The organism is Halorubrum rutilum (genome assembly GCF_024494565.1).
In genome coordinates this window covers 60,223-86,722 of sequence record NZ_JANHDN010000005.1, presented here as the reverse complement: position 1 = coordinate 86,722, position 26,500 = coordinate 60,223, and the positions used below count along the sequence as shown (strand labels likewise).

Annotated in this window: 29 protein-coding genes, 1 tRNA gene and 1 pseudogene; 10 read left to right on the top strand and 21 right to left on the bottom strand. The window is 72.3% G+C overall.

Annotated features, from left to right (window positions below; all coding sequences use genetic code 11):
• Positions 1–86: 86 nt before the first annotated feature.
• The gene (locus NO900_RS11445) at positions 87–617 is read right to left on the bottom strand and encodes a halocyanin domain-containing protein (RefSeq protein WP_256409355.1); all 531 of its coding nucleotides are present in this window, start codon (positions 615–617) and stop codon (positions 87–89) included.
• 149 nt (positions 618–766) lie between these two features.
• On the opposite strand from NO900_RS11445, the gene NO900_RS11440 reads away from it, so the two are divergent.
• Positions 767–1,357 carry a hypothetical protein gene (locus tag NO900_RS11440; protein ID WP_256409354.1) on the top strand — a complete coding sequence of 197 codons (591 nt, stop codon included), beginning with the start codon at positions 767–769 and terminating at the stop codon, positions 1,355–1,357.
• Between the two features lie 87 nt (positions 1,358–1,444).
• Positions 1,445–2,632, top strand: coding sequence for a redox-regulated ATPase YchF (locus NO900_RS11435; RefSeq protein ID WP_256409353.1), 1,188 nt, complete (start codon positions 1,445–1,447; stop codon positions 2,630–2,632).
• 48 nt (positions 2,633–2,680) lie between these two features.
• Here the strand turns inward: NO900_RS11435 and NO900_RS11430 are convergent, their stop codons facing one another.
• Positions 2,681–3,148, bottom strand: coding sequence for a GNAT family N-acetyltransferase (locus NO900_RS11430; protein WP_256409352.1), 468 nt, complete (start codon positions 3,146–3,148; stop codon positions 2,681–2,683).
• 131 nt (positions 3,149–3,279) lie between these two features.
• On the opposite strand from NO900_RS11430, the gene NO900_RS11425 reads away from it, so the two are divergent.
• Both NO900_RS11425 and NO900_RS11420 read left to right on the top strand, forming a co-directional pair.
• Positions 3,280–4,110, top strand: a complete 831-nt coding sequence (locus NO900_RS11425; RefSeq protein WP_256409351.1) for an amidohydrolase family protein — start codon at positions 3,280–3,282, stop codon at positions 4,108–4,110.
• 61 nt (positions 4,111–4,171) lie between these two features.
• Positions 4,172–4,687: a DUF371 domain-containing protein gene (locus NO900_RS11420; RefSeq protein ID WP_256409350.1), complete on the top strand. Its 516-nt coding sequence runs from the start codon at positions 4,172–4,174 to the stop codon at positions 4,685–4,687.
• Between the two features lie 32 nt (positions 4,688–4,719).
• Here the strand turns inward: NO900_RS11420 and NO900_RS11415 are convergent, their stop codons facing one another.
• Together NO900_RS11415 and NO900_RS11410 are read right to left on the bottom strand one after the other, a co-directional pair.
• A complete protein-coding gene (locus tag NO900_RS11415; RefSeq protein ID WP_256409349.1) occupies positions 4,720–5,067 on the bottom strand; it encodes a DUF7522 family protein in 348 nt (115 codons plus the stop codon).
• A 55-nt stretch (positions 5,068–5,122) separates the two neighbouring features.
• Complete coding sequence (locus tag NO900_RS11410; protein WP_256409348.1) at positions 5,123–5,725, bottom strand: NUDIX hydrolase; 603 nt, start codon at positions 5,723–5,725, stop codon at positions 5,123–5,125.
• Positions 5,726–5,914: 189 nt separating this feature from the next.
• Between NO900_RS11410 and proS the strand changes: the two genes are divergently transcribed.
• The 3 genes from proS (at position 5,915) to NO900_RS11395 (ending at position 10,137) form a co-directional block, all read left to right on the top strand.
• On the top strand, positions 5,915–7,390 hold the full coding sequence (proS, locus tag NO900_RS11405) for a proline--tRNA ligase (protein WP_256409347.1): 1,476 nt from the start codon (positions 5,915–5,917) through the stop codon (positions 7,388–7,390).
• A gap of 127 nt (positions 7,391–7,517) precedes the next feature.
• Positions 7,518–8,777 (top strand): DUF7096 domain-containing protein, encoded by a 1,260-nt coding sequence (locus NO900_RS11400; protein WP_256409346.1) that lies wholly within the window; start codon positions 7,518–7,520, stop codon positions 8,775–8,777.
• A gap of 109 nt (positions 8,778–8,886) precedes the next feature.
• Entirely contained in the window at positions 8,887–10,137 is a 1,251-nt protein-coding gene (locus NO900_RS11395) for a helix-turn-helix transcriptional regulator (protein WP_256409345.1), read from the top strand.
• A gap of 68 nt (positions 10,138–10,205) precedes the next feature.
• Here NO900_RS11395 and NO900_RS11390 read toward each other — a convergent pair whose 3' ends face one another.
• Positions 10,206–10,337 (bottom strand): rubrerythrin-like domain-containing protein, encoded by a 132-nt coding sequence (locus NO900_RS11390; RefSeq protein ID WP_256409344.1) that lies wholly within the window; start codon positions 10,335–10,337, stop codon positions 10,206–10,208.
• A 264-nt stretch (positions 10,338–10,601) separates the two neighbouring features.
• On the opposite strand from NO900_RS11390, the gene NO900_RS11385 reads away from it, so the two are divergent.
• Positions 10,602–10,805 (top strand): hypothetical protein, encoded by a 204-nt coding sequence (locus NO900_RS11385; protein ID WP_256409343.1) that lies wholly within the window; start codon positions 10,602–10,604, stop codon positions 10,803–10,805.
• A gap of 134 nt (positions 10,806–10,939) precedes the next feature.
• On the opposite strand, the gene NO900_RS11380 is transcribed toward NO900_RS11385, so the two are convergent.
• From NO900_RS11380 to NO900_RS11355, 6 genes are all read right to left on the bottom strand, one after another.
• Positions 10,940–11,012 (bottom strand) — tRNA-Thr (locus tag NO900_RS11380).
• A gap of 684 nt (positions 11,013–11,696) precedes the next feature.
• On the bottom strand, positions 11,697–12,086 hold the full coding sequence (locus NO900_RS11375; RefSeq protein WP_256409342.1) for a peptide ABC transporter ATP-binding protein: 390 nt from the start codon (positions 12,084–12,086) through the stop codon (positions 11,697–11,699).
• Entirely contained in the window at positions 12,073–12,294 is a 222-nt protein-coding gene (locus NO900_RS11370) for a hypothetical protein (protein WP_256409341.1), read from the bottom strand. Before NO900_RS11370 ends, NO900_RS11375 begins: the two co-directional genes overlap by 14 nt.
• Positions 12,295–12,377: 83 nt before the next feature.
• The gene (locus NO900_RS11365) at positions 12,378–13,367 is read right to left on the bottom strand and encodes a class I SAM-dependent methyltransferase (RefSeq protein WP_256409340.1); all 990 of its coding nucleotides are present in this window, start codon (positions 13,365–13,367) and stop codon (positions 12,378–12,380) included.
• A gap of 63 nt (positions 13,368–13,430) precedes the next feature.
• Positions 13,431–14,933 (bottom strand): MATE family efflux transporter, encoded by a 1,503-nt coding sequence (locus tag NO900_RS11360; protein ID WP_256409339.1) that lies wholly within the window; start codon positions 14,931–14,933, stop codon positions 13,431–13,433.
• A 111-nt stretch (positions 14,934–15,044) separates the two neighbouring features.
• Entirely contained in the window at positions 15,045–15,476 is a 432-nt protein-coding gene (locus NO900_RS11355) for an EamA family transporter (protein ID WP_256409338.1), read from the bottom strand.
• 144 nt (positions 15,477–15,620) lie between these two features.
• On the opposite strand from NO900_RS11355, the gene NO900_RS11350 reads away from it, so the two are divergent.
• Positions 15,621–16,391, top strand: a complete 771-nt coding sequence (locus NO900_RS11350; RefSeq protein ID WP_256409337.1) for a VOC family protein — start codon at positions 15,621–15,623, stop codon at positions 16,389–16,391.
• Between the two features lie 111 nt (positions 16,392–16,502).
• On the opposite strand, the gene NO900_RS11345 is transcribed toward NO900_RS11350, so the two are convergent.
• The 9 genes and pseudogenes from NO900_RS11345 to NO900_RS11305 form a co-directional block, all read right to left on the bottom strand.
• On the bottom strand, positions 16,503–19,241 hold the full coding sequence (locus NO900_RS11345) for a hybrid sensor histidine kinase/response regulator (RefSeq protein ID WP_256409336.1): 2,739 nt from the start codon (positions 19,239–19,241) through the stop codon (positions 16,503–16,505).
• A 73-nt stretch (positions 19,242–19,314) separates the two neighbouring features.
• Positions 19,315–19,815 carry a Zn-ribbon domain-containing OB-fold protein gene (locus tag NO900_RS11340; RefSeq protein WP_256409335.1) on the bottom strand — a complete coding sequence of 167 codons (501 nt, stop codon included), beginning with the start codon at positions 19,813–19,815 and terminating at the stop codon, positions 19,315–19,317.
• Positions 19,812–20,978 (bottom strand): thiolase domain-containing protein, encoded by a 1,167-nt coding sequence (locus NO900_RS11335; protein WP_256409334.1) that lies wholly within the window; start codon positions 20,976–20,978, stop codon positions 19,812–19,814. Before NO900_RS11335 ends, NO900_RS11340 begins: the two co-directional genes overlap by 4 nt.
• 96 nt (positions 20,979–21,074) lie before the next feature.
• Entirely contained in the window at positions 21,075–21,827 is a 753-nt protein-coding gene (locus NO900_RS11330; protein WP_256409333.1) for a proteasome assembly chaperone family protein, read from the bottom strand.
• Between the two features lie 135 nt (positions 21,828–21,962).
• Positions 21,963–22,148, bottom strand: a complete 186-nt coding sequence (locus NO900_RS11325; protein WP_256409332.1) for an RNA-protein complex protein Nop10 — start codon at positions 22,146–22,148, stop codon at positions 21,963–21,965.
• Between the two features lie 38 nt (positions 22,149–22,186).
• The gene (locus tag NO900_RS11320; RefSeq protein WP_256409331.1) at positions 22,187–22,987 is read right to left on the bottom strand and encodes a translation initiation factor IF-2 subunit alpha; all 801 of its coding nucleotides are present in this window, start codon (positions 22,985–22,987) and stop codon (positions 22,187–22,189) included.
• Between the two features lie 17 nt (positions 22,988–23,004).
• The gene (locus NO900_RS11315) at positions 23,005–23,178 is read right to left on the bottom strand and encodes a 30S ribosomal protein S27e (protein ID WP_256409330.1); all 174 of its coding nucleotides are present in this window, start codon (positions 23,176–23,178) and stop codon (positions 23,005–23,007) included.
• A gap of 2 nt (positions 23,179–23,180) precedes the next feature.
• Positions 23,181–23,462, bottom strand: a complete 282-nt coding sequence (locus NO900_RS11310; RefSeq protein ID WP_004050353.1) for a 50S ribosomal protein L44e — start codon at positions 23,460–23,462, stop codon at positions 23,181–23,183.
• Between the two features lie 107 nt (positions 23,463–23,569).
• A pseudogene (locus tag NO900_RS11305) lies at positions 23,570–23,767 on the bottom strand (hypothetical protein); the annotation flags it as partial.
• Between the two features lie 81 nt (positions 23,768–23,848).
• Here NO900_RS11305 and NO900_RS11300 point away from each other — a divergent pair.
• Entirely contained in the window at positions 23,849–26,014 is a 2,166-nt protein-coding gene (locus NO900_RS11300; protein ID WP_256409329.1) for a S9 family peptidase, read from the top strand.
• A gap of 47 nt (positions 26,015–26,061) precedes the next feature.
• Here the strand turns inward: NO900_RS11300 and mce are convergent, their stop codons facing one another.
• Positions 26,062–26,448 carry a methylmalonyl-CoA epimerase gene (mce, locus tag NO900_RS11295; protein ID WP_256409328.1) on the bottom strand — a complete coding sequence of 129 codons (387 nt, stop codon included), beginning with the start codon at positions 26,446–26,448 and terminating at the stop codon, positions 26,062–26,064.
• Positions 26,449–26,500: the final 52 nt, after the last annotated feature.

The following is a 26,500-nucleotide window of genomic DNA, read 5'->3' as shown; positions in this document are numbered from 1 at the left end:
TCGGGGCCGGACCCGCGGCCGTCCGGCTCGGCGTCGGTGTCGGCGCCGTCGGAAAAATCGGGAACCGCTGCGAGATCGGCCCGGCGTCAGGCCTCGACGACCTCGATGGCGCCGAGCATCCCGTTCGCCTGGTGCGGCGTGCACTGGTAGAGCTGGATCCCGGTGTTGTCGAACGACTGCTCGAAGGTCGTTCCCTCCTCGGCGACCGCGTTACCGCTGTTGAAGTCGGACTCGGACGCCTCCACGGAGGCGACGTTGTGAGCGCCGCCCTGGCCGGTCCACTCCCAGACGACGGTCGTGCTGGAGTCGATTCGGATCGCCGGGGGATCGAACGCGTAGCCGATGTCGCCGGCGCCGACGGCGACGGTGACCTCGTCCTGACCGGTGTAGTCGGCGATGGTGCCTTCGTACATCCGGGCGTCCGCGAGGTAGTCGTCGATCTCGCTCGGGACGTCGTCGAGGGCCTCCCCCGCGCCGCCCGAGCCGCCGTCGGAACCGTCCGACCCGTCACCGCCGTCACCGCCGCCCCCGCCGCCGGAACAGCCGGCGAGCGTTCCCAGGGCGAGCGCGGCTCCGGTTCCGGCGACGTACCGCCGTCTACTCAGTCTGTCAGACATCGTCGGAGGTAGGGGTTCGACCCTTACATACCTCTTGCTACGCCCCGGATCGTCGGAACGGTCAGAGGGGTTAAGTGGTTCCTCGGAGCGAGGGACCGCGGCCGCGCCGTCGGCGCCTTTATTCGCCGGCGGCACCGAGGTCGCGACGTATGCGGGAGGACGAGCTGGCGACGCGCGTCGTCGACCACTACGCGGCCGCCCGCGACGACCCCGAGGTGCGGCTGGAGGAGCCGTACGACGCCGACGGGCGGCGCGGGGTCGTCGACGCCTACGTCCGGCTGCGGACGCCCGAGCGCGTCGACCACGTGATCGAGCTCAAGGCCGACGCGGCCGTGCGCCGCGCGACCGGCGCGAACGAGGTCCTGCGCCAGTACCGGCGGATGGAGCGGTACTTCCACGCCGACGACCGGCACGCGCTCCGGCCGAAGCTGGGCCGCACCGAGCCGGGCGCGCGCTACCTGCTCCTGTTCGCGCCGACGCCGACCTGCGTCCACCACGTGGCCACGCACCGGTCGCTGTACGGCTCCGTCGACGTCGCGGCCCGCGTGGAGGACGTTCCGGCGGTCCGCACCGTCGCGTTCCTCACGGGGCTCGACGGCGATCCCGCCGACCTCGGGATGGCGTCGGTCAACGGGGACGCCCCGTTCGGCTCCGAGGCGTTCCTCGACGCCGTGCCGCCGGAGTCGCGGCTGGCGGAGAGCCTCCGGGGCGTCGACGACGACCTCGTCGAGTTCCCGTGACCGGTCGGCCGGGGCGCCGGCATGGAGACCGTCGACCGCGGCCCGCCCGACCGAAAGGCGCTTTCCGCCGCGCCGCGACCCACGACCATGATCACGGTCGCGTTGGCGGGGAAGCCGAACGCCGGGAAGTCCACCTTCTACACGGCCGCGACGATGGCCGACGTCGACGTCGCGAACTACCCGTTCACGACGATCGACGCGAACCGCGGGGTCACCCACGTCCGGACCGAGTGCCCCTGTCTCGACCGCGAGGAGCGCTGCGGCAACGAGAACTGCCGCGACGGGAAGCGGTACGTCCCGGTCGAGCTCCTCGACGTGGCCGGGCTCGTGCCGGGCGCCCACGAGGGGAAGGGGCTCGGCAACCGGTTCCTCGACGAGCTGACGAACGCCGACGTCGTCCTGAACGTCGTCGACGCCTCCGGGGCGACGAACGCCGAGGGCGAGCCGGTCGAGGTCGGCGCGCACGACCCGCTCGACGACGTGGACTTCGTCGAGGAGGAGATGGACCTGTGGCTCGCGGGCATCGTCGACCGCAACTGGGAGGGCGTCGAGCGCAAGTCGCGCTCGCCCGACTTCGACCTGGAGGCGTCGATCGCGGAGCTGCTGACCGGGTTCGGCGCGACGGAACGCGACGTGACGGCCGTCCTCCGCGGGCTGGAGTACCCCGACGACCCGAAGGCGTGGAGCGACGGCGACCGCGAGGCGCTCGCGCGGGCGACGCGCCGGCGCACCAAGCCGATCGTCGTCGTCGCCAACAAGGTCGACGCCGCGCCGGAGGGCGCGCTCGACCGGATCCGCGAGGGGACCGACAAGCCCGTGGTCCCGGCGACCGCCGACGGCGAACTGGGGCTGCGCCGGGCGGCCGAGGCGGGCGTCGTCGACTACGACCCCGGCGACGGCGACTTCGAGGTCCGCGGCGACATCTCCGAGGAGCAGCGCAGGGGGCTCGACGCGATCCGCGACGCGATGGCCGAACACGGCGGGACCGGCGTCCAGGCCGCGCTGAACGCCGCCGTCTACGACCTGCTCGACCGGATCACGGTCTACCCGGTACAGGACGCCTCGAAGTGGACGGACGGGACGGGCGACGTCCTCCCCGACGCCTTCCTCCTCCCGTCGGGGGCCACCCCGCCGGACCTGGCGTACGCGGTTCACACCGACATCGGCGAGGGGTACCTGCACGCGGTCGACGCGCGCTCCGCGCGGCGGATCGGGGAGGGCCACGAGCTGAGCGAGGGCGACGTGGTGAAGATCGTCTCGACCGCGGGGCCGTGAGCGGCGCGGGGAGGAGGGGCCGTCGCCGACGGCGTCCCGACTCCCCGCTCACTCCAGCGGCCGCGCGTACGTCACCTGCTTGGGTTCGAACCCCGCGTCCCGGTAGAACCGTCGCGCGTCGTCGTTGCCCCACTCGCACGAGACGGTGAGGTAGTCGCGCTCCTCGTCGCGAGCCAGCTCCGTCACCCGTTCCACGACCGCCGTGCCGTACCCCTGACTCCGACGCTCTTCGTCGATTTCGAGGTTCACGATCTCGAGGTACCGACCCCGCTGTCGGGAGGGTCGCTCGCCCGTTTCGAGCGTAACGAACCCGACGGTCTCGTCGCCGTCGACGACGAGGTAGTCGGTCACCGACGGATCGTTCAGGTGCGCGCGGAAGCCGTCGTCTGGGACCGCCGCCGCGTCCGCGTAGGCGACCTCGTTCAGTTCGGAGTACCGTTCCATCGACGTCGCGAGGTCGAACCATCTGTCGACGAGAGCGCCGAGGTCGTCCTCGGTCGCTTCGACGAGTTCCATGTCCGGACGGGGACGCGGTCGCCCTTCGGCCTTCGCTCGGCGTGGGTCGCCGGCGCGCTCGGGGGAGCCGAGTCGGCCCGGCGCGCGTGAGACCGACAGGCACATGCGGATCCCCCGAGAGGGGCCGGTAGATGCTCGGGCTGGAACACGACTTCCGGATCATCGACACCCGCGCGACGCTCGACCCGGACGAGTCCTCGGTCGCCACCCACGGCCGGGACATCTCCCCCGAGCGGCTAGAGCGCGAGATGCACCAGGCGGGCGTCGTGCGCGCGGTCGCGAGCCCCGGCCGCCGCGCGTCCGGACGGAGCTACCTCCGCGCGAACAACGCGGTCGCGCGCCTCTCGATCGACCGGCCGTTCGTCGCGTTCGCCCGGCTCAACGGCCCCCGCGATCCGGGCGACGGCCCCGTCGCCGCGGTGCGGAACCTGCGCGCCGAGCGGGACGACCACCACGCCCGGCCCGACGACGTCGAGCAGTACTCCTACGACGACCGCTTCCACGGGTTCACGCTCGTCCCGCACGTCGACGGGCTCCCGAACGAGGACGTGCTCGCCCGGCTGGAGGCGGCCGACCTCCCCCTCATCGTCCACGCCGGCAGGAAATTCCCGCCCGACGCCGTCGAGCGCGAGCTGCTCGACTACGACCTCCCCGTGGTGCTCGCGAGCTTCGGCGGCTACCCGCTCGACGCCGACCTGATGAACGAGACGCTCGACCTGCTCGACGAGTACGACCGGCTCTACGTCGAGACGAGCGCGGTCCGCTACCGGGAAGTGCTCGAACGCGGCGTCTTGGAGCACCCGGACCGCGTCCTCTTCGGCTCCGGCGCGCCCGACGTCCACCCGAACGTCGGGGTGATGGAGGTGCTCACCCTCGACGTCTCTGAGGACCTGATGCGCCGGGTGTTCGCCAAGAACCCCGCCCGGCTGATCCCCGCGCTCGCCGAGGGCGCGGACATCTGAAGCGACGCCCGCCCGAGCCGAGACGGCAGCCACTTGTCGCGCCGGCGCCGACCCGACGAGCATGAGCGACGCAGACGCGGGGACTGACGACGCGAACGGTGAAGCGGACGACCGCCTCGTCGAGGTCGTCCGCGCGACCGGCCACGAGCACGTCACCGCCGAGCACGCGAGCACCGTCGAACTCACGACCGACGACTGGCTCACCCCCGCGGGCGACTGCATCGTCGGCGTCGGTGCCGACCGCGCGCCCCGCGACTTCTCCCCCGAGTTCCGCGAGGCGTGTCGGGACGCGGCCGCGACGATCACGGCGACGTTCGCGGTCGGAGAGCCGGGGGCGGACGCCGCGGACCTCGCGGACCCCGCGCACGTCGACGAGATCGTCGGGCGGGGCGACCCCGGGCTCGCGCTGCTCGACGACCGCTCGATGGTCGGCCGGACGAGCGAGTACACGGACGACGAGCGCACGGTCTTCGTCGCGGGCGACGGCGCGGCCGCCGACCTCGACCGCGACCTCGTGGCCGCGCTCGCCGAGGGCGCGCCCGTGACGCTGCGGCTGGCGGTCGAACCGAGCGCGTGACGGTCGCCGTCCCCGGGCCGCGTCCGGTCCGGTCAGAGCCGGTCGGCGGCGTCGATGAGTTCGGTGACGGGGAACGGCTCGGTCCGGTCGAACGACGCGAAGACGGCCTCGTAGCGCGCCGAGGGCGACACGAGCACGACGACGTTCTCGAAGAACAGGGCCTGGGCCTCGAACGCCTCGTCGATGAGGTCCTTGAACTCGTCGCCGGTGACCTGATTCGCCATGATCAGCCGGTAGGCGGATTCGAGGTCTCCCCCCGAGTACCGCGACTCGACGTCTTCCCGGATGTACTCGACCTCGAAGTCGAGGGAGCCGAGGGAGGCGATCACGCGCGCCTCGGCGCCGTCGACGCCGCGGAGCGTCTCGACGAGTTCCGACACACCGGCGTCTTTTGCTGCTACCTGGTAAACCTGGCTATCCGGGACCGGTCCGGCCTCAGATCGGGAGCTCGGCGTCGGCCCCGACCACCCGGTCGACCTCCTCGGGCGCGCGCCAGTCGGTCGTGCGCTCCAGCAGCTGGACGACCATCCGACCCGTCACGCCCCAGACGGTGTAGCCGCCGACGTGGAAGTAGTGGACCCGGTGGTCGCCGTACTCCGGGTGCCCGAGGCGGCGCTCGGACTCGTAGTTCGCGGGGTCGGTCAGCTCGGCGACGGGGAGGACCGCCACCGCCGCGACCTCCGACTCGTCGGGGACGTACTCGCGGTCGGGCGCGACGCCGACGAAGGGACGGATCCGGTACGCGGAGGAGGTGCGCGTGTCGTCGAGCCGCCCGACGACGTCGACCTCGTCCGGGCGCATCCCGACCTCCTCGTCGGCCTCGCGGAGCGCGGTGTCGGTGAGGGTCCGGTCGACGGGCTCGCGGCCGCCGCCGGGGAAGCTCATCTGTCCGGGGTGCTCGCCGAGGTGGGCCGCGCGCTTCGTGAACAGCAGGTGGGCCTCGCCGCCGCGCTCGATGACGGGCGCGAGCACGGCCGCCTCGCGGCGCGCCCGAGTCACCTCCTCGGGCGCGTGCCGACGCAGCCCCGTCAGGTCCATATCGACCGTAGGCGTCCGGACGGGGTTAACGTTTCTCCGCGTTCCGGCGATCTGAAGAGGGGCCCGAGGGCGACGCGCTCGTCGCGACCCCGGACGGGGCGCGGCTCCGGGCGAGTGGCGTGTCGCGGCCGGGGACCCGCCCGCGCGGCTTCGGACGTTTTAAGCCCGCGACCGACCCTTCACACGACAATGAGCGACGACGACCAGGAGCTCGGGATCACCGAGTCCAAGTCACACAACACCGGCGAGTGGTACGCCGAGGTCGTGCGGAAGGCGGGGCTGGCCGACTACGGCCCCGACGGGATGAGCGGGTTCATCGTCACCCGGCCGCGGGCGTACGCCGTCTGGGAGCGCCTCCAGGGGTTCCTCGACGCGAAGTTCAAGGACACCGGCGTGCAGAACGCCTACTTCCCCCTCTTCATCCCCGAGTCCTACCTCGAACGCGAGAAGGACATCGTCGAGGGGTTCGACCCCGAGGTGGCGTGGGTGACCGAGGCGGGCAACAAGGAGCTCGAAGAGCGGCTCGCGGTCCGGCCCACCTCCGAGTCGATCATCACGCCGTACATCAGCCAGTGGGTCCGGAGCCACCGCGACCTCCCGCTGCGCGTGAACCAGTGGTGCTCGGTCGTGCGCTGGGAGGCGACGGAGACGAAGCCGTTCTTCCGCACGAAGGAGTTCCTCTGGCAGGAGGGCCACACGGCGCACGCGACGAGCGAGGGCGCCTGGGACGAGACCCTGACGCGGCTCGACCAGTACGAGTCCGTCTACGAGGACCTGCTGGCGATCCCGGTCCTGAAGGGGCAGAAGCCCGACCACGACAAGTTCCCCGGCGCGGACACGACGACGACCGTCGAGGCGCTGATGCCCGACGGGAAGTCGGTGCAGGCCGGCACCTCGCATCACCTCGGGCAGTCGTTCGCCGAGGCGTTCGACATCACCTTCTCCGACGAGGACGAGGCGGAGCGGCTCGCGCACACGACCTCGTGGGGGCTCTCGTGGCGCGCGCTCGGCGCGCTGATCATGACCCACTCCGACGAGCAGGGGCTCGTGCTCCCGCCGGGCGTCGCCCCCGAGCAGGTCGTCGTCGTCCCGATCTGGCAGGAGGAGACGAAGGAAGACGTGCTGGAGTACGCCGAGGGCGTCGCCGACGACCTCGACGAGGCCGGCGTCCGCGTCGAGCTCGACGACCGCGACGAGCGCAACCCCGGCTTCAAGTTCAACGAGCACGAGCTCAACGGGATCCCGCTCCGGATCGAGATCGGTCCCCACGAGGTCGAGGACGGCGAGCTCACGCTCGTCCATCGCCCCGACGGCGAGAGCGTCGTCGAGGATCGGGAGGCGGTCGCCGAGACGGTCCGCGACCACCTCGACGAGGTCTACGCGAAGCTGTACGCGAGCGCCGAGGCGACGCTCGACGGCGAGGTCCGCGAGGCCGACGACCGCGCCGAGATCCTCGGGACGCTCGGGCAGCACGGCGGCTACGTGAAGACGCCGTGGTGCGGCGACGAGGCGTGCGAGGAGCCGATCAAGGAGCCGATGGCCGCCGAGATCGTGATGGTCCCGTTCGAGGACGAAGACCCCCTCGTCGACGGCGACGGCGACGAGACCTGCGCGATCTGCGGCGAGGACGCCGAGCGGACCGCCTACTTCGCGAAGTCGTACTGAGTCGGCATCGACCGCCGGGGGCGATCCGGGGGTCGGGGATACCCCGTCGCAGTCCCGCGTTTAATCCGCGTTGATCCGGCTTAACGGAGATCGGTTTATATGTGGATACGCCGCGTACCGTCGGGTGATGAACCGACGGATCGCGCTCGTCGCCGCCGCGGTCGTACTGATCGGTGCCGCCGGGATCGCCGCGGCCGGCCCCGTCGGAGCGACCGTCGGCCAGGCCGACCCGGTGGCGACGAACGAGACGGGGGAGAGCGGCGAGGCGGCGAACGTGACCGACGAGGGCGACATCAGCCCCGGTGAGCGCCTCTCCGGCGTGATCGGGGTCCAACGGGCCGAGATAGCCGGCGAGATCGACTCGCGGGCGTTCGAGGTCGGGCTCAACCGGACGGAGGCGCCCGAGGAGCGGGCCGAGCTGGTCGCGGAGCGGCTGAACCGGACGGAGGAGCGGCTGAGCGAGATCGAGCGGCGCCAGCGGGAGCTCCGCGAGCGCTTCGCCGCCGGCGAGCTGACTCCCGGCGAGTTCGCCGCGCGGATGGCGGAGCTCGGCGCCCGGGCCGAGACGATCGAGCGGGAGGCGAACCGGAGCGCCGAGGTCGCCCGCGACCTCCCCGAGTCGGCCAGGGCGGACCGCGGTCTGAACGAGACGCGCCTCGACCGGCTGCGCGAGCGGGCGGGGAACGCCAGCGGCCCCGAGGTCGCCGCGATCGCTCGCGGAATCGCCGGCAACGGCGTCGGACGCCCGCTGGCGTCCGAGGCCCGCGGACCGCCGCCGAACGCGGGGCCGGGGCCAGGTGACGGACCGGGCGCCGGAGACGGACCGGGTGCCGGAGACGGACCGGGTGCCGGAGACGGACCGGGCGACGGCGGCCCCGGCCGCGGCGACGGGAACGACTCCGACGGTAACGGGACCGACGACGCGACGAACGCGGTCGGCGGTCCGGGGAACGGACCCGCCAACGCGAGCGACGGCGGAGGCGGCCGAGGGGCTCCCAACGGATCGAGCGGCGGCGACGGCGGAAACGGCGGGGATGGAGGAGCCTCTGATCGGTCGGACGGCGGCGATCAGGGGGCCCCTGACGGATCAGATGGTAGCGATCAAGGGGCCTCCGACGGACCTGACGGCAGCGATCGAGGAGCCTCCGACGGATCAGACGGCAGCGATCGAGGGGCCTCCGACGAATCCGACGGCGGCGACGGTGAGGGTTCGACGCCCCCGACGGATGAGCCGTCCTCACCCGCCGGTGGCGACCGCGGCGGGGGCGGAAACGGGTCCGCTACGGGGGCCGCGAACGCCGTCGACGCGGTCGCGGAGCGTCTCGCCCGGCCGCTGACCGACGGCGCCGGTCTTCTGCGGGAGATCGTCGGCGACGTCGATGGGTAGATCGTTCCGAGGGGGGCCGCGGTCAGAGGGGGCCTCGATCGGGTCGGACCGGTCCGATCTCACTCCGGAGATGGGAAGCAATTTATCCGAGCCTCGTAACGGGTAGTCCGTGCAGCGAACGGTGCTCCTTCTCGTCGTCGCCGCGGTCGTCGCCGGCGCCGGCCTCGCGCCGGCCGGGGCCGCACAGAGCGGTGCCGGCCTCCCGGAGGGCGGCTTCGGCCAGATGGACGTCGCGCCGGACGACATCCTGATCGAGGTCGGGGTCGAGCCCGACGGCGACGCGGTCTGGGAGACGCAGTACCGGGTCCGCCTCGCGAGCGACGACGAGGAGCGGGCCTTCGAGGAGCTCCGCGCGGACGTGGCGTCGAACCCGGACGCGTACACGGGGCGGTTCGGCGAGCGGATGCGCGCGACGGCGGACGCGGCCGAGAACGCGACGGGCCGCGAGATGAACGTCACGAACGTCAGCGTGACCGCCGAGCGGCGCGAGCTCCCGCAGTCGTACGGCGTCCTCACCTACCGGTTCGAGTGGCGCAACTTCGCGGCCGTGGACGGCGATCGGCTCCGCGTCGGCGACGCGATCGACGCGCTGTTCCTCGACGAGGCCTCGTCGCTCATCGTCTCGTGGCCCGACGGTTACCGGCTCGGCGAGGCGTCCCCGTCGCCCACGGAGACCCGCGAGGACGCCGTCGTCTGGGAGGGGCCGGTGGACTTCACCGAGGGCGAGCCGCGGGTGACGATCGAGCCGGAGGGGCTCGCCGCCGGACCCCTCCCGTTCGTCGCCCTCGGACTGCTCGTGGCGGCCGTCGTCGCCGTCGGCTATCGCCGCCGACCGTGGAGGGAGTCGGCCCGGGACGGGGCGCCGGCGGCGACGAGCTCCGAGGCGGACGCGACCGCCGCGAGCGCGGGCGACGGCGACGCAGCCACCGGCGGCGGCGCAGCCGGGGCGAGCGCGGCGGCCGGCGACGGGTCGGATCCGGAACCCGGCGAACCGACCGGCGAATCCGGCGAACCGACCGGCGGATCCGGCGAACCGACCGACGAAGCCGGCGTTCCACCGGTCGACGACGAGCTGCTGAGCAACGAGGAACAGGTGCTCCGGCTCGTCGAGGCGAACGGCGGGCGGATGAAACAGAAGCGGGTCGCCGAGGAGCTCGACTGGACCGCCGCCAAGACGAGTCAGGTCGTGACCGGGCTCCGCGACGAGGGCGACCTCGACGGGTTCCGGCTCGGTCGCGAGAACGTGCTCTCGCTCCCCGAGTACGACGCGACTGTGGAAGGCGATGACGAGGAGACCGACGCCAAAGACGGAGACCGCGACGACGGGGATCGCGACAACGGAGACCGCGAAGACGGGTGACGGAAGCGGCCGTCGCGCGTCGACCGGTCCCTCGCGTGTGAAGCAGACCCGTCACGCACCGGCTCGCCTCAGAGGTCCCGCGATCGGCCGAGGTGCCTGAGCTCGCCGCCGCACTCGCACGTGCCGCCGGAGTCCGTCCGCGTCCCGCATTCGAAACACTCGTACAGTTCTCGTCCGTCGCTCTCGGATTTCGGTCGCATAATAAGTCATATGACACCGAGTCACATAGCCTCGGCCCTATTATTCTTTATAGAATATAACACTCACACCGCGACAGGGTGGACGAACGATCGGATTCCGGACGGAACGGCCGGTACGGCCGGCACTGCGGCGGTGACGGGGGGAGCGAGGGTGACGGGGGTGGCGAGAGCGCCGGGGGCACGCCGGGTCGCCGGTCACGACGGAAGGGGGTCGGATCCGGCCGGAACCCGGCCCTTTTTCACCGGAATCGACGTACGGGAGGTATGGCAATCGGCTTCGATCTCGGGGCGAACGCGCCGACCGGCGTCTTCGTCCTCCACGCCGCGGTCGCCGCGTTCTTCCTGTACCTCGGCGCCGCGAACGCGGCCGCCGGCGAATCGCTCGGGCTCGCGTTGAACGGTCTCATCGGCGCCATGCTCGTCGCCGCCGGCGTCGTGGTCGCGCGGATCACCGAACGACGGAGCTGAGGAGCGTCGTCCGCGGTCGGAGACAGAGACGGGAAGCCGGAGGAGAGGCTGGAACCACGGTCGTTCCGCTACGCTTTACTCCCCGATTCAAATCCCTCTCGCCGCTCTTCGACTCCGCTTCGTTCCGTCAGAAGAGCCGGAGGAGGGATTTGAACCCTCGACCTATTCCTTACGAAGGAATCGCTCTGCCAGCTGAGCTACTCCGGCGCGCGTCTAACAATTCCCGAACGGCAAAATAAGGGTTCCGAAACGGTGACGGCGCGGGGGACCACCGCGGGGCCGTCCGTCGAAATCGCCGATCAGTCGCGGGATAGTCGCTTCTCGTCGTTCGTTTCATAGTTCCCGGCAAAGTAGCCGGATCCGTATGTTCTATCGATGAGAATCACAGGTGTATAAGGAAAAAGTATAAATACGTGTTCGGAATTCAATCGTAATGTGGTCGCACCGATCGCGTGCCGAGACGGCGGGGATCGACTCCCTCGACGGTGCGTGCCCGGTCGAAGCCCGTGCCGGGCGTCTGTAGTCCCGTCGGTCGCACCCCCCACGGCGACCCGACGTGGCGGTCACCACCATCAGCGATCCACCGCGGCCGTCGTCTGACCCACGTCTCCGACGTGCCAAGCGCGAAATCGCCTCTGGCCTCGACGGTCCGACGACCGCGGCCTCTTGTCATGTGACGGGCCGTGCCGTCCCAACCCGCGCGTTCCCGGGTGGGACGGCGGTCACGCTGTCGATACGTGCGCCTCGTTCCGTCGGCGGGTACCGGTAGGGGAACCAGTCGATGGGGGAAGGGAACCGATCGATGGGAGAAGAGAACCGGTCGACGGAGGCGGGGAACCGAGGCGGGGCGGCGCTCGTCCGGACGGGACACACCGATACCCTGATGCTTCGTCAGGCGAAGAGCCGTCGGGGCGCCCTCACGGCCGCCGAGAGGCCGCTCGCTCCGGCCGCCAGGGCGCCGGCGAGTCGGACCTCCGCCGGGGCGACGTCGAGCTCGCGGGACAGGAGGCCGGGCCGGGCGTCGCCGCCGACGACGGCGACCGTCCGACCGCGGACGCGCACCTCGGCGGTGAGGTCCGTCGCGGTCAGCAGCGCCGCCGGACCGGTAGCGTCGCCGTCGTTCGGCAGGCGTCGCGCGACGCGGACGGCGTCGCGGACGGTCGCCACCTCGACGAACAGGCGGTCGCCCGTCGACCGGACGTCGAGGTCGACGCCGTCGACGCTGAGCGTCAGGTCCTCCGTGACGACCGAGAGCGGCGCCTTCGCGTCAGTCCCGCTCACGGGTCGTGACCCGAACGGTGCCGTCGAGCCGCCAGTTGGCGTGCTCGACGTCGTCGCCGGTGCCGCTCGGGACGTCGACGGTCATCTCCTCGAACTCGTAGACGATCTCCGCGTTGCGACCGGTGAGCCTGTCGTAGAGGCCGATCGCGAGGTCGGGCCACGTCGTCGTCTCGTCGATGCGCTCCTCCGGATCCACTGTGTCGCTCATAGACGATAAACACCACGTGCCACAGTACCATAAAATTGGTACACCGCCGAGACCGCGGGCGACGGCGGAGCGGGTCGGTCGGCTCAGTTCCGCGTCAGCCTGACGTCGAGACAGACGTTGTACTCGTGGGGCGCGTACGACCTGACGACGCGCTCGGTCTCGACGGCGACGTCGTACTCCTCGCCGGCCGCCTCGCGGATCGCCCGCGTCCCGGGGCCGAACGGGTCGTCCTCGTGCTGGATGTCGTAGTAGTGGACCGCGCAGTCGTCGCCCGCCAGCCGGACCGCGGTGTCGAGGAACGCGCCGGCGGAGTGCGGGAGGTTCATCACGAGGCGGTCGGCCGCCCCGGCGCGCTCGTCCGCGACCTCCCGGACGTCGCCGGCGACCGCGGTCACGCGGTCGGCGACCCCGTTCCGGGCGGCGTTCTCGCGGAGGTAGTCGACGGCGCGCTCGTTGAGGTCGCAGGCGACCACGTCGGCGCCGCGGGACGCCAACGGGACCGCGTAGGGGCCGACGCCGGCGAACATGTCGATCGCGGTCTCGCCGGCGTCGGCCTGCTCGACCACGCGGTGGCGCTCGGTCGCGAGCCGCGGCGAGAAGTACACCTCGGCGACGTCGAGCAGGAACTCGTGGCCGTACTCGCGGTGGACCGTCTCCGTGCCGTTCCCGGCCAACACGTCCCACCGGCGGACGCGGAGCTCGCCCTCGATCGGCGAGGCGCGGTTGAGCACCGTCCCGCAGGGCACGTCGGAGGCCATCACCGCGTCGGCGATCTCCTGGGCGCGCTCGTCGTCGTCCTCGTCGACGATGACGATGTCGCCGAGGCGCTCCAGCGAGGGCTCGTAGCCCAGGATCTCCGCGGGCGTCCGCGGGCGGTCGCGCTCGGCGGCGTCGCGCTCGACGATCCGCGCGTCGAGGTCGGCGGGGACCGCCTCGGGGTCGACGACCGGGATGTAGATCGCGTCGCCGTCGGCCGCGATCTCGTGGTCGCCGTCGAGGGCGTCGGCCTCGGCGAGCCGCTCGCGGACGGCCTCGCCGCGCTCGCGCTCGACCGCGACGCAGGGAACGCTCATTGTCGAGGAAACGCGGAGCGAGCCATAAACGCTGACGCTTTCGGTCTTCGGAGCGGACCTCGGTCAGTCGTCTGCGGGCGCCTCCGGGCGGTACGCCTCGCTTATCCCCTTCCACTTCCCGGAGCGGAACCGCCAGTAGTTGATCGCGGCGGGGATCGTCGTCTCCGCGAGGAACGCCAGGTAGAGCCCCCACAGCCCGATCGCCGGGAGCGCGACCTCCGGGACCGTGAGCCCCGTCAGGGGCACGTCGATCGCGGGCGTCGCGTCGTTGGCGCCGACGTACGCGAGCGGGATCGAGACGCAGAACATCCCGAGGAACTGGCTCGCGAAGGGGACCTTCGTGTCGCCCGCCGCGTCGAGCGGTCCCGCCGCGCCGCCCGAGACCCCCTGGAACACGACGGCGACGCAGGCGGCGTACACGAGGCTCACGGCGATGGGGACCTCCGGGCTCTGCGGGCTCTCCGCGAACAGCGTCACGATGTCGGTCGCGAAGGCGGCCGTCAGCGCCGCGAACACCAAGTACGTCGCCACCGAGAAGCGGATGATGTCGCGGGCGTACGCCTCCGCCTCCGCGGGGTCCTCGTCGCCGAGCTCCTGCCCCACCAGGCTGGAGGAGGCGAGCCCGAACCCCCAGCCGGGCGCGTTCATGATCCCCCAGACGCGCCGGGCGATGACGAACGCGGCGACGGTGTTCTCGCCGAAGACGTCGAGGATGGCGAGCATCGGGAACTCCGCGGCCGTCCAGACGAGGTTGCGCGCGCCGACCGGGACGCCGATCGCGACGAGGTCCCGGAGCATCCCCGGGTTCAGGTACGAGCCGACCGGATCGATGGCGACCGGAAACTCGCCGACCAGGGGCGCGCGCCCGCGGACGAGCCCGACGGCGAAGCCGGCGACCGCGAGGACGTTCGAGAGCACGGTGCCGACCGCGGCGCCCTCGACCCCCCAGCCGAGGCCGAAGATGAACAGCGCGCTCAGCGCGACGTTCGCGACCGCGCCGCCCGCCCGCACCTGCATCGCGGTGTACGCGTCGTCGCAGCCGACGAGCACGCGGCTCCCGACGAGGTTGAGCGCGGCGAACGGGACGCCGAGCCCGACGACGCGGAGGTAGTCGGCCCCGAGCGCGATCGCCCGCCCGTTGCTGCTCAGCGCGTCGATGAACGCCGGCGCGTACAGCCAGAACGCCGCGCTGACGGGGAGGGTAACGGCGACGGCGAGGAGGACGCTCGACCGCACCGCGTCGCCGAGCTCGGCGCGCGCCTCGGCGCCGTACCGCTGCGAGACGAGGGCGATGGTGCCGCCGGCGACGCCGCCGCCGAGCGCGAACGCGAGCCCCCAGTACGGGCCGGCGAAGCCGACGCCGGCGACCGCGCTGGTGCCGACGGCGACGCCGACCATCGCGACGTCGACGGCGTTCTTCGACATCCGGGCGACCCCCGTGACGATCCGCGGCCACGCCAGGTCCGTCGTCCGGACCACCCGGTGGCGGTCGATCAGCCCGACCCGCGCGAGGGCGAGGCCGATGTACAAGATCAGCACGCGGAAGGGGTTGGGAAGGCGGTCCACGACGGGTCCGACTCTTCCCCGGTCGGCGCTAAATGGATTTCGTCACGCGGCGGGCGGTCTCAGAGGGGACGGCGGAGGCGACGAGGGCGACGGCGTCGGAGACGGCGGCCCTCAGGCCCCCGACACGAGGTACACGGACGCGGCGGCGAAGGCGATCCCGAGCGCCTTGCGGGCCGTGAACGACTCGCCGAGGAAGAGGAAGCCGATCACCGACGAGAAGACGAGGAACATCGCGAAGATGGGCGTCACGACGCTCACCGGCCCGAGCGCGAGCGAGCGGTACAGCGCCAGGATGCCGATCCCGAGGAACACGCCGGCGGCGAGCACGTGGAGGATCTTCGGCGAGGAGAGGTGGGTGACGAACCCCTGGCCCGTGTACGCCAGCACGCCGACGGCGATACAGATGAGCAGCGTGTTGGAGATCACGACGGCGACGTCGCTCGGGACCGCGTCCGGCCCCGTGGTCGCGACGCGCATCAGCGGCGAGACGAGCGCGTACGCGCCCATCGCGAGGAGCGCGTAGGGGAGGTATGTGGCGTCCATACCGGCCGGTCGGTCGGGGCGAACTAGTGCCTGCCGAACCGCGTCGACCGGGTAGTGCTCCCCGAGCCGGCGCCGCCCACCGGTCGCCGGCGGATCCGCGGCCCCTTCAGTACGCTTTTGAGGCGAGCGGCCGATCGCTCGCGTATGGACGGAACGTTCGATCACACGATGATCCGCGTCGAGGACTTAGAGGAGAGCCTCGACTGGTATCAGACGCACCTGAACTACGAGGAGAAGGGCCGCTGGGAGGCCGACACGTTCACCAACGTCTACCTCGGGCCCGAGGACGTTCACGAGGACGGCGCGCTGTTGGAGCTCACCTACAACCACGGCGACCACACCTACGAGATCGGCGACGCGTGGGGCCACATCGCCGTGCGCGTGCCCGAGGACGAGCTGCAGGCGTCGTACGACCAGCTGATGGACGAGGGCGTCGAGGACTACCGCGACCCCGAGTCGTGCGGGAACCGCTACGCGTTCGTGAAGGACCCCGACGGCCACGAGATCGAGATCGTCAAGCGCGACTTCGGCGAGAAGTGGAGCATCGACCACACGATGATCCGCGTCGAAGACGCCGACGAAGCGCTCGGCTACTGGACCCGCAAGTTCGAGTACACGGAGCAGCCGAGCGGCCGCTGGGAGGCTGACAGCTTCTCCAACTACTTCATGGCCCCCGAGGACGCCCCGAAGGAGGCGATGAAGCTGGAGCTCACCTACAACTACGACGGCCGCGAGTACACGATGGGCGACGGCTGGGGCCACCTCTGCGTCCGCGTCGACGACCTCGACGAGGCGTGGGAGACGCTGATGACCCGCGAGGCGCCGGACTATCGCGACCCCGCCTCCTGCGACTACAACTACGCGTTCACGAAGGACCAAGACGGCCACGAGGTCGAGCTGCTCGTCCGGGAGTGACGCGCGTCGCCGCGGTCGGGTCGCCGCCCTTCGCCCTGTGGCGACGCGTGCCGGCCGCGACGCCGCTTCTCGCTCCGCGGCGCCGCCTCTCGCGCCGCGACGCCGCCGTCCTCACTCGTCGGCCGGCGGCTCCGCGACGTCGACGCCGCTCACCTCGAACCGAGCGCCGCCCAGCTCCGGATCGTCCGTGACGCGGATCTCCCAGCCGTGGGCGGTCGCCACCTGTTCGACGATCCGGAGGCCGAACCCGGTCCCGTCCGCCGACGTCGAGTAGCCGGCGTCGAACGCGTCGGCGCGGTCGTCCGGCGGGATCCCGGGCCCGTCGTCGGCGACGAAGAACCCCTCGCCGTCGCCGAGCGTGCCGACCGCGACGGCGACGCCGTCGCCGCCGTGCTCGACCGCGTTACGCATCAGGTTCTCGATCAGCTGTTGCAGTCGGCTCGCGTCGGCGAGCAGCGTCAGGTCGGTCTCGACGGCGAGTGTCGCGTCCGCGGTGTCGACGTTCAGCCAGCAGGACTCGACGACCGCGGCGAGGTCGACCGGCTCCGTCTCGCTCACGCGCTCGCCCTGGCGAGCGAGCGCGAGCAGGTCGCTGATCAGGGTGTCCATCCGGTCGTGGGCCTTGGCGGCCGCGTCGAGGTGCACCGAGTCGCACTCCTCCCGGGCCAGTTCGACACGGCCCTGCGCCACGTTGAGGGGGTTGCGGAGGTCGTGGGAGACGACGCTGGCGAACTCCTCTAACCGCTCGTTCTGACGCTCCAGCTCGGCGCTCCGGCGGTGGAGCCGCTCGGTCCGGGCCTCGGAGTCGAACGCCGTCTCCGCCGCGGTCGCGAGGATGCGCGCGAGGAACTCGTCGGTGCCGTCGAAGACGCCCGGCTCGGTCTCGCCGATCGAGACCGTCCCGTGCTCGCCGGCGGGGAGGATCAGCAGGCTCCGGAGCCCCGTGCCCTGATCGACCGCGTCGACGGTCTCGATGTCGTCGTACAGGCGGACCTCGCCGGCCTCGTACGCCGCCCAGTTGAGGCTCCCGCCGTCGGGCGTGAACACCTCCCGCTCCGGGAGGACCCCCTTCACCGCCTCCGAGACGGCGACGGGGACCAGCCCGCCGGCGTCCTCGTCGTAGAGCCGGACGGTGGTCACGGAGAAGCCGAGCACCTCCGCGGCGGCCTCGATGACCCGTTCGGCGATCTCCTCCCTGGAGTCCGCGCGGATCAGGCTCCGCGTCGCGTCGTGGAGGCGTTCGAGGCGCGTCTCGCGGTCGACGCGGTCGAGGGCGGTCTCCAGGTGGTTCGCCAGGATCTCGGCGATGAGGACGTCGGTGTCGGTGAACGCCTCCGGCGTCGACGCGGAGATGACGAACAGCCCGCGGTCGCCGATCGGGTGGAGCACGAGGCTCTCCGCCGGGGACTCCTCGTCGAGGCGGTCCGAGGCCGACAGCTCGTCGATCGCCACGGGCTCGTCGCCCCGGTAGGCCTCCCACGCCAGCGCGGCGCGCGACCCCGGAGGCGCGTCCCGGTCGTACGACGGCCGCTCGTCGAAGAACGCCGGGACGGACTCGGCGAGCGCGACCGGTTCGAGCGCGGTCCCCGCGTCGTTCACCAGGTGGATCCCGCTCAGCTCCGCGCCGACGATGGCGTCGACGGCGTCGACCGTCAGCCGCGTCGTCTCCTCGACGGTCCGGGCGTAGTTGAGCTCCCGCGTCCACTCGCGGAGGCGGGCCAGCTTCTCCTCGCGCCGCTTCCGGTCGGAGACGTCCCGCGTGTTGACCACGTAGCCGCCGATCCCGCGCTCGTCGAGCCGGTCGCTGCCGACCGACTCAACCCACAGGTAGTCGCCGTCGGCGCGCCGCAACCGGTACTCGATCGTCGGGTTCTCGGTCTCCCCGGTGATCGACCGGCGGAACGCGTCGAGGACGCGCTCGCGGTCGTCCGGGTGGACGTACTCGAACGCGTTCTCGCCGAGGAGGTCGCCCGGCTCGTAGCCGACGATCGACTCGACGGACGGGCTCACGTACTGGAACGTCCCGTCCGCGTCGAGCGCGGCGACGACGTCGTTCGAGCGCTCGACGAACGCCCGGTGTCGCTCGCGCTCCGTCACGTCTCGAATGACCCCGACGAACCGCCGCTCGCCGTCCTCCTCGAACTCGCCGAAGGAGATCGACAGCGGCACCTCGCGGCCGTCGCGGTGCCGACCCGGGAACTCGACCGCCGACCAGTCCGTCGTCGCGTCGCCGCCCGCCAGGTAGCGGTCGACCGCCTCGTAGTGGTCGTCCACCTCGCGGTCCGGCATCAGCGTCGACAGCGGCTCCCCCTCCAGCTCGTCCGGCGCGTAGCCGAACAGCCGCTCGACGGCCGGGTTCGCGAACAGGATCGTGCTCTCGGCGTCGATCGTGACGATCGCGTCCATCGAGTTGTCGGTGATCGCCCGCAGGTGCGTGCGGGTCCGCTCGGCCTCGCGCTCGGCGCGGCGCTTCGACACGGCGTCGGCGATCCGGTTGGCGAGGATCTCGTACTGCTCGGTGCCGCCGCCCTTCTGGAGGTAGTCCGTCACGCCGGCCGAGATCGCCTCGCTGGCGACCGTCTCGGAGCCCTTCCCCGTGTACAGGATGAAGGGGAGGTCGGCGTCCCGCTCCCGGACGCGCTCTAAGAACTCGATCCCGTTCGGTCCGGGCATGTCGTGGTCGGAGACGACGCAGTCGATCCCGCCCTCGGCGAGCCGCTCCAGTCCGACCGTCGCGTTCGGAGCGCTCTCGACCGCGATCCGATCGTCCTCGCGTTCGAGGAACGACCCGGTCACCTCCGCGAGGTCGGGGTCGTCGTCGACGAGGAGGACGCGGATCCGGTCGGTCATTAGGGGCGATAGAGGTGACGGGCGTATAACCATTTGGTCGGGCGGTCGAGCCGGCGACGCGCGCCGGTCGGCCCTACGCGTCGTCGACCGGCCGGAAGGCGACCAGCGGCTCCCCGTCGGTCGCCCGCTCCTCCACGCCGACCGCGACCGATAGCCCGACGTCGACCGCGTCGCCCTCGGGATCGACGCCGCGCAGGACGCCGGTCGCTCGGACCGGGCCGAGGTCGACGACCGCGGTGACGTACGGGGCGTCGCCGGCGAACCGCGGCGAGGGGACGTGGACGACGCTGAACGTCTCGACCCGGCCGGCGTCGGCGAGCGGCTCCCGCGAGAGCGACGCCGACCCGCACTCCGGGCAGATCCGCCGCGGCGGGAGCGACCCGTGGCCGTCGGGGCAGACCAGGGCGTACCCCTCGCCCGCCGCGAGCGCGTCGAGCCACTCGCCGTGGTCGGCGTCGGTGATCGGGGTCGGCGCGCGCTCCGCGAGGTCGACGTCCCCCTCGTCGCCGTCCGCGTCCCCGTTTTCCGCGCCGTTCCCGCTTCCCGCGCCGTCGCCCGAGCCGTCGTCGCTCATTCGGCCACCTCCAGCACGTGGACGACCGCGCTGGCGACCGTCCCGCCGGCGTTGTGCGCGACGCCGACCTCGGCGTCGGCGACGTGCTCGCTGTTCGGGTGGTCGCCGCGGAGCAGCCGCGTCAGCTCGGCGATCTGCGAGCCCCCGGTCGCGCCGACCGGGTGGCCCTTCGCCTTCAGGCCGCCCGAGAGGTTCACCGGGAGGTCGCCGTCGGCGGTCGTGACGCCCTCGCGGGCGGCGTCGATCCCCTCGCCGACAGCGAAGAGCCCGAGCGACTCCGTCGCGAGCACCTCGGCGATGGTGAAGCAGTCGTGGACCTCGGCGACGTCGACGTCCTCGGGGCCCACGCCGGCGGCCGCGTAGGCGCCCTCGGCCGCGGCGTCGGCCGCCGGCGTGCGCGCGAGGTGCTCGCGGTCGGCGAGCGCCATGCGGTCGGTCCCCTGGCCGGTCCCCGTCACCGCGACGGGGGCGTCCACGTCGTGCTCGGCGGCGTACTCCGCGGAGACGATCACCAGCGCGCTCGCGCCGTCGGTGATCGGGCAGGCGTCGTAGAGGTGGAGCGGCTCGGCGACGGGCGGCGCGTCCATCGCCTCGTCGACGGACACCTCCCGGCGGTACTGGGCGTACTCGTTCGGGACCGCGTTCGCGTGGTTCTTCGAGGCGACGTGGGCGAGGTCCCGCCGCTCCCCGCCGTACGCCCCGAAGTAGGCGGTCGCCATCAGCGCGTACGCGCCGGGGAAGGTGACGCCGGACCGCACCTCGAACAGGTCGTCGGCGGCCATCGCGAGCCCCTCCGTCACCTCGTCGGTCGGGAGGTTCGTCATGCGCTCCATGCCGCCCGCGAGGACGACGTCGGCGTCGCCCGCGGCGACGGTCCGGACGGCCTCGCGCACCGCGACGCCCGCGGAGGCGCACGCCGACTCGTAGCGGGTCGCGGGGCAGGACACGCCGGCGGCCTCGGCCATCAGCGGCGCCTGGTGGCCCTGATGCTCGGCGAGCGCGCCCATGAAGTTCCCGTAGTTCAGCTCCTCGACGTCCCCCCGCGGGACGCCGGCGTCCTCGAACGCGCGCTCCGCGGCCGTCGCGAAGAGGTCGCGTCCCGCGCGGTCCGCGTGGCTCCCGAAGCGCGTGAGCCCCACTCCGGCGACGCGTGCGTCGGTCATACGGGGAGAATACTCGGGGGCCGGTTTATCGTTGCCGGAAGGAGTGGCGCTCGCGGGGGACCGCCGGGCCGCGGCCGGGACGCGGCTCGGGGCGACTCAGCCGATGTACCGCAGGTCGTCGTCGGGCACCGCCGGGCCGTCCTGCATCTCGCGGATCTTGCCGACGACCTCCTCCATCTCCTCGGCGCGGTCCTCTAAGCTCTCGTAGTCGACCTCGAAGTCGAGCACCGCTTCCAGCACCTCCAGCACCGCGCGGGCGCTCTTCGGGTCGACGAGGTAGCCGCTCGTCTCGCCCATCAGGCAGGCGGCGTCGACGCCGCGGCGCCCCCCGAGCCCGAGCACGAGCCCGGAGACGCCGACGATCCCGCCCGCGGGCTCGTCCGGCCGGAACTCGACGCCGGCGTCCTTCAGCCCGTCGACGAGGTCGCCGTCGGAGACCGCGCCGAGGACGGTGTACTCCTCGACGAGCTCGCCGGTCGGGACGCCGCCGAGCGCGTACGCGCGGTCGGCGCCGAACTCCTCGGCGATATCGAGGAACGTCGTCGTGAGCGTGTAGTGGCCCTCGTTCGAGCCGGCCTGGTGGTCGCCGGTCAACACGAGCAGGTCGGCGCCGTCGGTCTCGACGGCGTGGAACTCGGCGCAGGTCAGCGACGCGACCCCGTCGCCGTCGACGCTCACCTGCGGCGGGAACTCGGTGGTGTACACCCGGCGGACTAACTCGCCGTCGAACTCCTCTAACAGGTGTTCCGCCGCGAGCTTCCCCACGTGGCCGACGCCCGGCAGTCCCTCGATGAGCACCGGGTCGTCGAGCTCCGGCGTCGCCACCTCGTCGATCTCGATGTCGTCCATACCGGGTCCGTCGGGGCGGCGGTCACAAGAGGGTGGCTATTCCGGCGGCGCGGGCGTTCGGCCGGAGGGGTCGCGGATGCGCGGTCGGGGCGGTCGCGGGTCCGCTGCCGAAGCGCGGCGCGGACGAGAGACGCCCTACTCCGACTCCCGACGGCGACGCGCCCGGCGCCGGTACTCGCCGTACGGGTCCTCCGGACCGAACGGCGCGGGGGCGCTGTTGGCGGTCGGGCCGCCGCAGTCGGGACAGCTGTCGCCGAGCGTGTACACCGGGCGGTCGTGAACGGTCTCCCAGTTCGCGCAGACGCGGATGTCGGATTTCACGGGCGGAGCGAGATGGAAAAAGCGGGGCCGTCGGGCGGTTACTCGTCGTCCTCGCGGCGCTCGCGGTGGAACTCGCCGGCGCCGCCGGCGGCCTCGATGGCCTCGCGGGCGCGGGCCGCGGCGGCCTCCAGCTGGTCCTCGGCCGTCTTGTAGTCGGGCGCGCGGACCTTGATCCGGTACTCCGGCGAGCCGACGTAGCCGACTTCGAGGTCGACGCCGTCCGGGACCTCGCCGTTGCCCTCGGCGGCTTCGAGCGCCGCCTTCACGTCGTCGACGCCGTCGGGGGCCGCGGACTCGAGGTCGACGTAGCCGGTCACGTCGACGTACGGGACGGAGACGTTGTCGCGGGCGGCCTCGACGATCGACTCGCGGGCGTCGTCGTCGACGTCGACGCCGTCGAGCGCCTCCGCGCCGCTGATCGCGGCCGCCTCGAAGGCGTCGTAAAGCGAGTCGTACTCGGCGAGCAGCGCGTTGGCGACCGCGGTGTAGCGGTCGTCGTCGACGTCCTCGCCGAGCGCGATGAGCATCCAGTTGTCGGCCTTCTGCGAGTTCTTCCAGGCCTGTATCTTGTCCTTCCGCTGGTGCTCGTTGACGTCCTTGATCGAGAGGTCGATCTGGTTCGACGACTCGTCGACCTCCAACACCTTCGCGACGACCGTCTGCCCCTCGCGGACGTGGTCGCGGACGTTCTTGATCCAGCCGGAGGCGACCTCGCTGATGTGACAGAGGCCGCGCTTCTCCTCGTACTCGTCGAGGTCGACGAAGACGCCGAAGTCGGCGATCTCGTCGACGTCGCCGACCACCAGCTCGCCGGGTTCGGGCCAGCCGCTGTACTTCATACGGGGGTCAGAGGCGGTTACCGCGCCTCAACGGTTTCGACGATCTCGCCGCGGAGCTCGGCCTCCCCGCCGGTCGGGGTCGCGAGCGTCGTGCCGCAGACCGCGCACGACACCACGGAGGAGGCCTTGCCGAAGACGACCTGTTCGTTCTCGCAGTCGCCGCAGGCGACGCGGTGGAAGTCTCCCGCCATGCTTACTCCTGGAACGTGAGCCGGCCGGCGCGCCAGCCCTCGCGCATGTGGGCCTTGCCGCAGTCGCCGCAGCGGTACTTCAGGTGGGTCTTCTTCGTCGGCTTGTCACCGCCGGGCACCTTCGAGTACCCGCCGGCGTTGCCGATCGTCGCGAGGGCGCGGCGCTGCTGGCGCGCGTCCCGCTTCATTCCGGTCGCCCGACCCGATCGAACCTTCTCCACCTCGTGCTCCTGATGGGAGTCACAGTGCGGACAGTACGTGTTGAAACGACGTGGCATCTCCATGGATATCGACCTTGAATCGCGGTTCGTCGCCGACGCTTAAAACGGGTTTGGTCTGGCTCCCGGCCGGCGATCGGGACGCACGGCGTCCGCGCCGCCGCGCCGTCTCCTCACGCCTCCCGCCGCGCGCACGCCTCCCACTCCGCGACGGCCCGCACCGGCGACCCGTCTCCCTCCCGCAGGCGGAGCGGGAACGCGTACAGCCGGAACCGCGCCGGGAGCCCGTCGAGCCCGCGGAGGTTCCCGACGATCGGGAGGCCCTCGTTCAACAGGGCGTCGTGAGCGGGGGTCCCGTCGGGCTCGTCGCCCGCGGGCGCGGCGTCGGTCGCCGTCGGCCGCCCGCCTCCGCGGCCCGAACGTATTTGCGCCGGCCGCCGTTCGGTGCGCCCATGTCGGCACTCCCGCTCGACGCCTACTACGACCTGACGGAGGTCGGCGAGGTCGCCGTCTCCCCCGCCGGCGACCGCGTCGCCTTCACCGCCACCGAGTACGACCAGCGCGCGGACGAGGCCGTGACCTCGCTGTTCGTCGTCCCGACGGACGGCTCCCGCGACCCGCACCGCCTGACGAGCGCGTCGGGCGCCTCCGCGCCGGCGTGGGGGCCGGACGGCGACCGCCTCGCGTTCGTGGCCGCCCGCGACCGCGACGTCGAGCGACGCGTCGGGCGGCGGGACCGGGACGGCGACGAGGACGCCGAGACCGACGGTGACACCGGGGAGGGAGACGGAGACGCGCCCGCCGGCGACGACGAGCCGGAGCCGCAGGTGTGGCTGTTCGACCTCGCCCTGGGCGGCGACGCGAGACAGGTCACCGAGCGCGACGAGGGCGTCGCCGACTTCGACTGGTCGCCCGAGGGCGACCGGCTGGTGATCGAGTCGCGCGACCCGACCGACGGGGAGGCCGACTACCTCGATCGGGTGCGCGAGGAGGGCGGGCCGATCGAGATGACGCGGCTCCAGCACAAGCTGAACGGCGTCGGCTGGACCGACGAGGTGACGCCGTACCTCTTCGTCGTCGACCTCGACGACCCCGAGCGCGACCCGCGGCGGCTCGACGACGCGTACGGCGGCGGCGCCTTCCAGGACGTCGTCGGGATGGAGCCTCACTGGGGAGAGACCGGTCGGATCGCGTTCACCGCCTGTCGGCTCGACCGCCCCGACGACACCACCGTCCGCGATGTCTACGCGGTGTCGCCCGGGGGCGGCGACGCCGAGCGGCTCACCGGCGGCGACCTCGCCCACGGCGTCCCGACGTGGCGCCCGGGCGCCGACGAGCTGGTGACGGTCGCCGACGACCCGGACGATCCGCCCGCGCCGGCCGAGGTGTACCTCGTCGACGGCGGGGACGAGGGGAGCGCATACCGGGACGAGGGCGACGGCGGGGACGACGCCGGGACCGTCGCCTCGCTCACCGCCGACCTCGACCGGACGGTCACGCGCGGCGGCGAGCCGGTCTGGGTCGACGGCGCGGTCTACGTTCCGATCGGCGACGAGAGCCACACGCGGCTGGTCCGCGCCGAGGCCGACGGGACCGCCGAGCGCGTCTTCGCGGCGCAGGGGCGCGACCGCGCGCTGGCCGGGTTCGACGTCTCCGCGGACGGGTCGACGGCGGTGGCGGTCCTCTCGGACCCGACCGAGGGGACCGACCTGTACGCGGTCGACGTCGCCGCCCTCGACGACGGGGGTGACCTCGGCGACCCGCCCGCGGAGCCCGACTCCCTCCGGCGGCTCACCGCGGTCAACGAGCTGCTGATCGACGAGTTCGCGGCGCCGGAGGCGACCCGGGTGGAGTGGGAGTCCGACGGCTGGACGATCGACGGGATCGTCTACCACGACCCGGCCGTGGACCCCGCCGACGGGGACCACCCGCTCGTGGTGGGGATCCACGGCGGGCCGACGTCGTACGACGAGCCCGAGTTCGCCTTCGCGAACGCCGCGCTGACGAGCCGCGGGTACCTCGTCCTCCGGCCGAACTACCGCGGCGGCACCTCCCGCGGCCGCGAGTTCACCGCGGAGCTGACGGGCGCGTGGGGGACCGTCGAGGTCGACGACGTCGCGGCCGGCGTCGCGTCGCTCGCCGATCGCGGCTGGGTCGACCCCGACCGCGTCTTCGGCCACGGCTTCTCGTACGGCGGGATCGCGCAGGGGTTCCTCGTCACGCGGCGCCCCGACCTCTTCGCGGCGGCGGCGCCGGAGCACGGCATCTACGACCTCCGGTCGGCGTTCGGCACCGACGACACGCACACCTGGTTCGAGGCGGAGTACGGGCTCCCGTGGGAGGAGCCGGAGGCGTACGACGCGGCGACGGCGGTCCTCGACGCCGGGGAGATCGAGACGCCGCTGCTCGTGATGGCCGGCGGCGAGGACTGGCGCTGTCCGCCCTCCCAGTCCGAACAGCTGTACGTCGCGGCCCGGAAGCGGGGGGTCGACGCCGAGCTCGTCGTCTACCCGGACGAGCACCACGACGTCGGCGCCCCCGACCGCGCGATCCACCGGTTAGAGAAGATCCTCGGCTGGTACGAGGCGCACGACCCGGCGGTCGAGGAGGGGGACTGAGGCGCGGCGTCGGCCGCGCCCCGCGTCGCTGTGACGGCCCGCCGCCCTCAGTGCTCGACGAACTCGACGAGCACGCCCCCCGTCGACCGCGGGTGGAGGAAGGCGACCTCGTGGCCCCACGCGCCGGGGCGCGGCGCCTCGTCGACGAGGTCCACGCCGAGCCCGCGGGCGCGGTCGAGCGCCCCCCCGACGTCGTCGGTCGCGAGCGCGACGTGGTGGATCCCCGGTCCCTCCCGGTCGAGGTAGTCGGCGATCGCGCCGCCGTCGACGGGCTCCAGGAGTTCGAAGTAGCCGCCGTCGTCGAGTTCGAGGAAGACGACGGCCATCCCGTCGAACGTCTCCTCGTGGGCGACCGGGGCGTCGAGCAGGCCGTCGAACAGGTCGGCGAGGTCGGCGGCGTCGCGGGCGGCGACGCCGACGTGGTCGAAGCGCATGCGGGAGCGTCGCGACGCGGCCGTATAAACCGATCCACGCCGGACGCGGAGA

Excerpts from the sequence above, each read along its gene's own strand:
- NO900_RS11445 (WP_256409355.1), bottom strand. The coding sequence starts at position 617 with ATGTCTGACAGACTGAGTAGACGGCGGTACGTCGCCGGAACCGGAGCC.
- NO900_RS11440 (WP_256409354.1), top strand. The coding sequence starts at position 767 with ATGCGGGAGGACGAGCTGGCGACGCGCGTCGTCGACCACTACGCGGCC.
- NO900_RS11435 (WP_256409353.1), top strand. The coding sequence starts at position 1,445 with ATGATCACGGTCGCGTTGGCGGGGAAGCCGAACGCCGGGAAGTCCACC.
- NO900_RS11430 (WP_256409352.1), bottom strand. The coding sequence starts at position 3,148 with ATGGAACTCGTCGAAGCGACCGAGGACGACCTCGGCGCTCTCGTCGAC.
- NO900_RS11425 (WP_256409351.1), top strand. The coding sequence starts at position 3,280 with ATGCTCGGGCTGGAACACGACTTCCGGATCATCGACACCCGCGCGACG.
- NO900_RS11420 (WP_256409350.1), top strand. The coding sequence starts at position 4,172 with ATGAGCGACGCAGACGCGGGGACTGACGACGCGAACGGTGAAGCGGAC.
- NO900_RS11410 (WP_256409348.1), bottom strand. The coding sequence starts at position 5,725 with ATGGACCTGACGGGGCTGCGTCGGCACGCGCCCGAGGAGGTGACTCGG.
- proS (WP_256409347.1), top strand. The coding sequence starts at position 5,915 with ATGAGCGACGACGACCAGGAGCTCGGGATCACCGAGTCCAAGTCACAC.
- NO900_RS11400 (WP_256409346.1), top strand. The coding sequence starts at position 7,518 with ATGAACCGACGGATCGCGCTCGTCGCCGCCGCGGTCGTACTGATCGGT.
- NO900_RS11390 (WP_256409344.1), bottom strand. The coding sequence starts at position 10,337 with ATGCGACCGAAATCCGAGAGCGACGGACGAGAACTGTACGAGTGTTTC.
- NO900_RS11385 (WP_256409343.1), top strand. The coding sequence starts at position 10,602 with ATGGCAATCGGCTTCGATCTCGGGGCGAACGCGCCGACCGGCGTCTTC.
- NO900_RS11370 (WP_256409341.1), bottom strand. The coding sequence starts at position 12,294 with ATGAGCGACACAGTGGATCCGGAGGAGCGCATCGACGAGACGACGACG.
- NO900_RS11365 (WP_256409340.1), bottom strand. The coding sequence starts at position 13,367 with ATGAGCGTTCCCTGCGTCGCGGTCGAGCGCGAGCGCGGCGAGGCCGTC.
- NO900_RS11355 (WP_256409338.1), bottom strand. The coding sequence starts at position 15,476 with ATGGACGCCACATACCTCCCCTACGCGCTCCTCGCGATGGGCGCGTAC.
- NO900_RS11350 (WP_256409337.1), top strand. The coding sequence starts at position 15,621 with ATGGACGGAACGTTCGATCACACGATGATCCGCGTCGAGGACTTAGAG.
- NO900_RS11345 (WP_256409336.1), bottom strand. The coding sequence starts at position 19,241 with ATGACCGACCGGATCCGCGTCCTCCTCGTCGACGACGACCCCGACCTC.
- NO900_RS11340 (WP_256409335.1), bottom strand. The coding sequence starts at position 19,815 with ATGAGCGACGACGGCTCGGGCGACGGCGCGGGAAGCGGGAACGGCGCG.
- NO900_RS11335 (WP_256409334.1), bottom strand. The coding sequence starts at position 20,978 with ATGACCGACGCACGCGTCGCCGGAGTGGGGCTCACGCGCTTCGGGAGC.
- NO900_RS11330 (WP_256409333.1), bottom strand. The coding sequence starts at position 21,827 with ATGGACGACATCGAGATCGACGAGGTGGCGACGCCGGAGCTCGACGAC.
- NO900_RS11320 (WP_256409331.1), bottom strand. The coding sequence starts at position 22,987 with ATGAAGTACAGCGGCTGGCCCGAACCCGGCGAGCTGGTGGTCGGCGAC.
- NO900_RS11315 (WP_256409330.1), bottom strand. The coding sequence starts at position 23,178 with ATGGCGGGAGACTTCCACCGCGTCGCCTGCGGCGACTGCGAGAACGAA.
- NO900_RS11310 (WP_004050353.1), bottom strand. The coding sequence starts at position 23,462 with ATGGAGATGCCACGTCGTTTCAACACGTACTGTCCGCACTGTGACTCC.
- NO900_RS11300 (WP_256409329.1), top strand. The coding sequence starts at position 23,849 with ATGTCGGCACTCCCGCTCGACGCCTACTACGACCTGACGGAGGTCGGC.
- mce (WP_256409328.1), bottom strand. The coding sequence starts at position 26,448 with ATGCGCTTCGACCACGTCGGCGTCGCCGCCCGCGACGCCGCCGACCTC.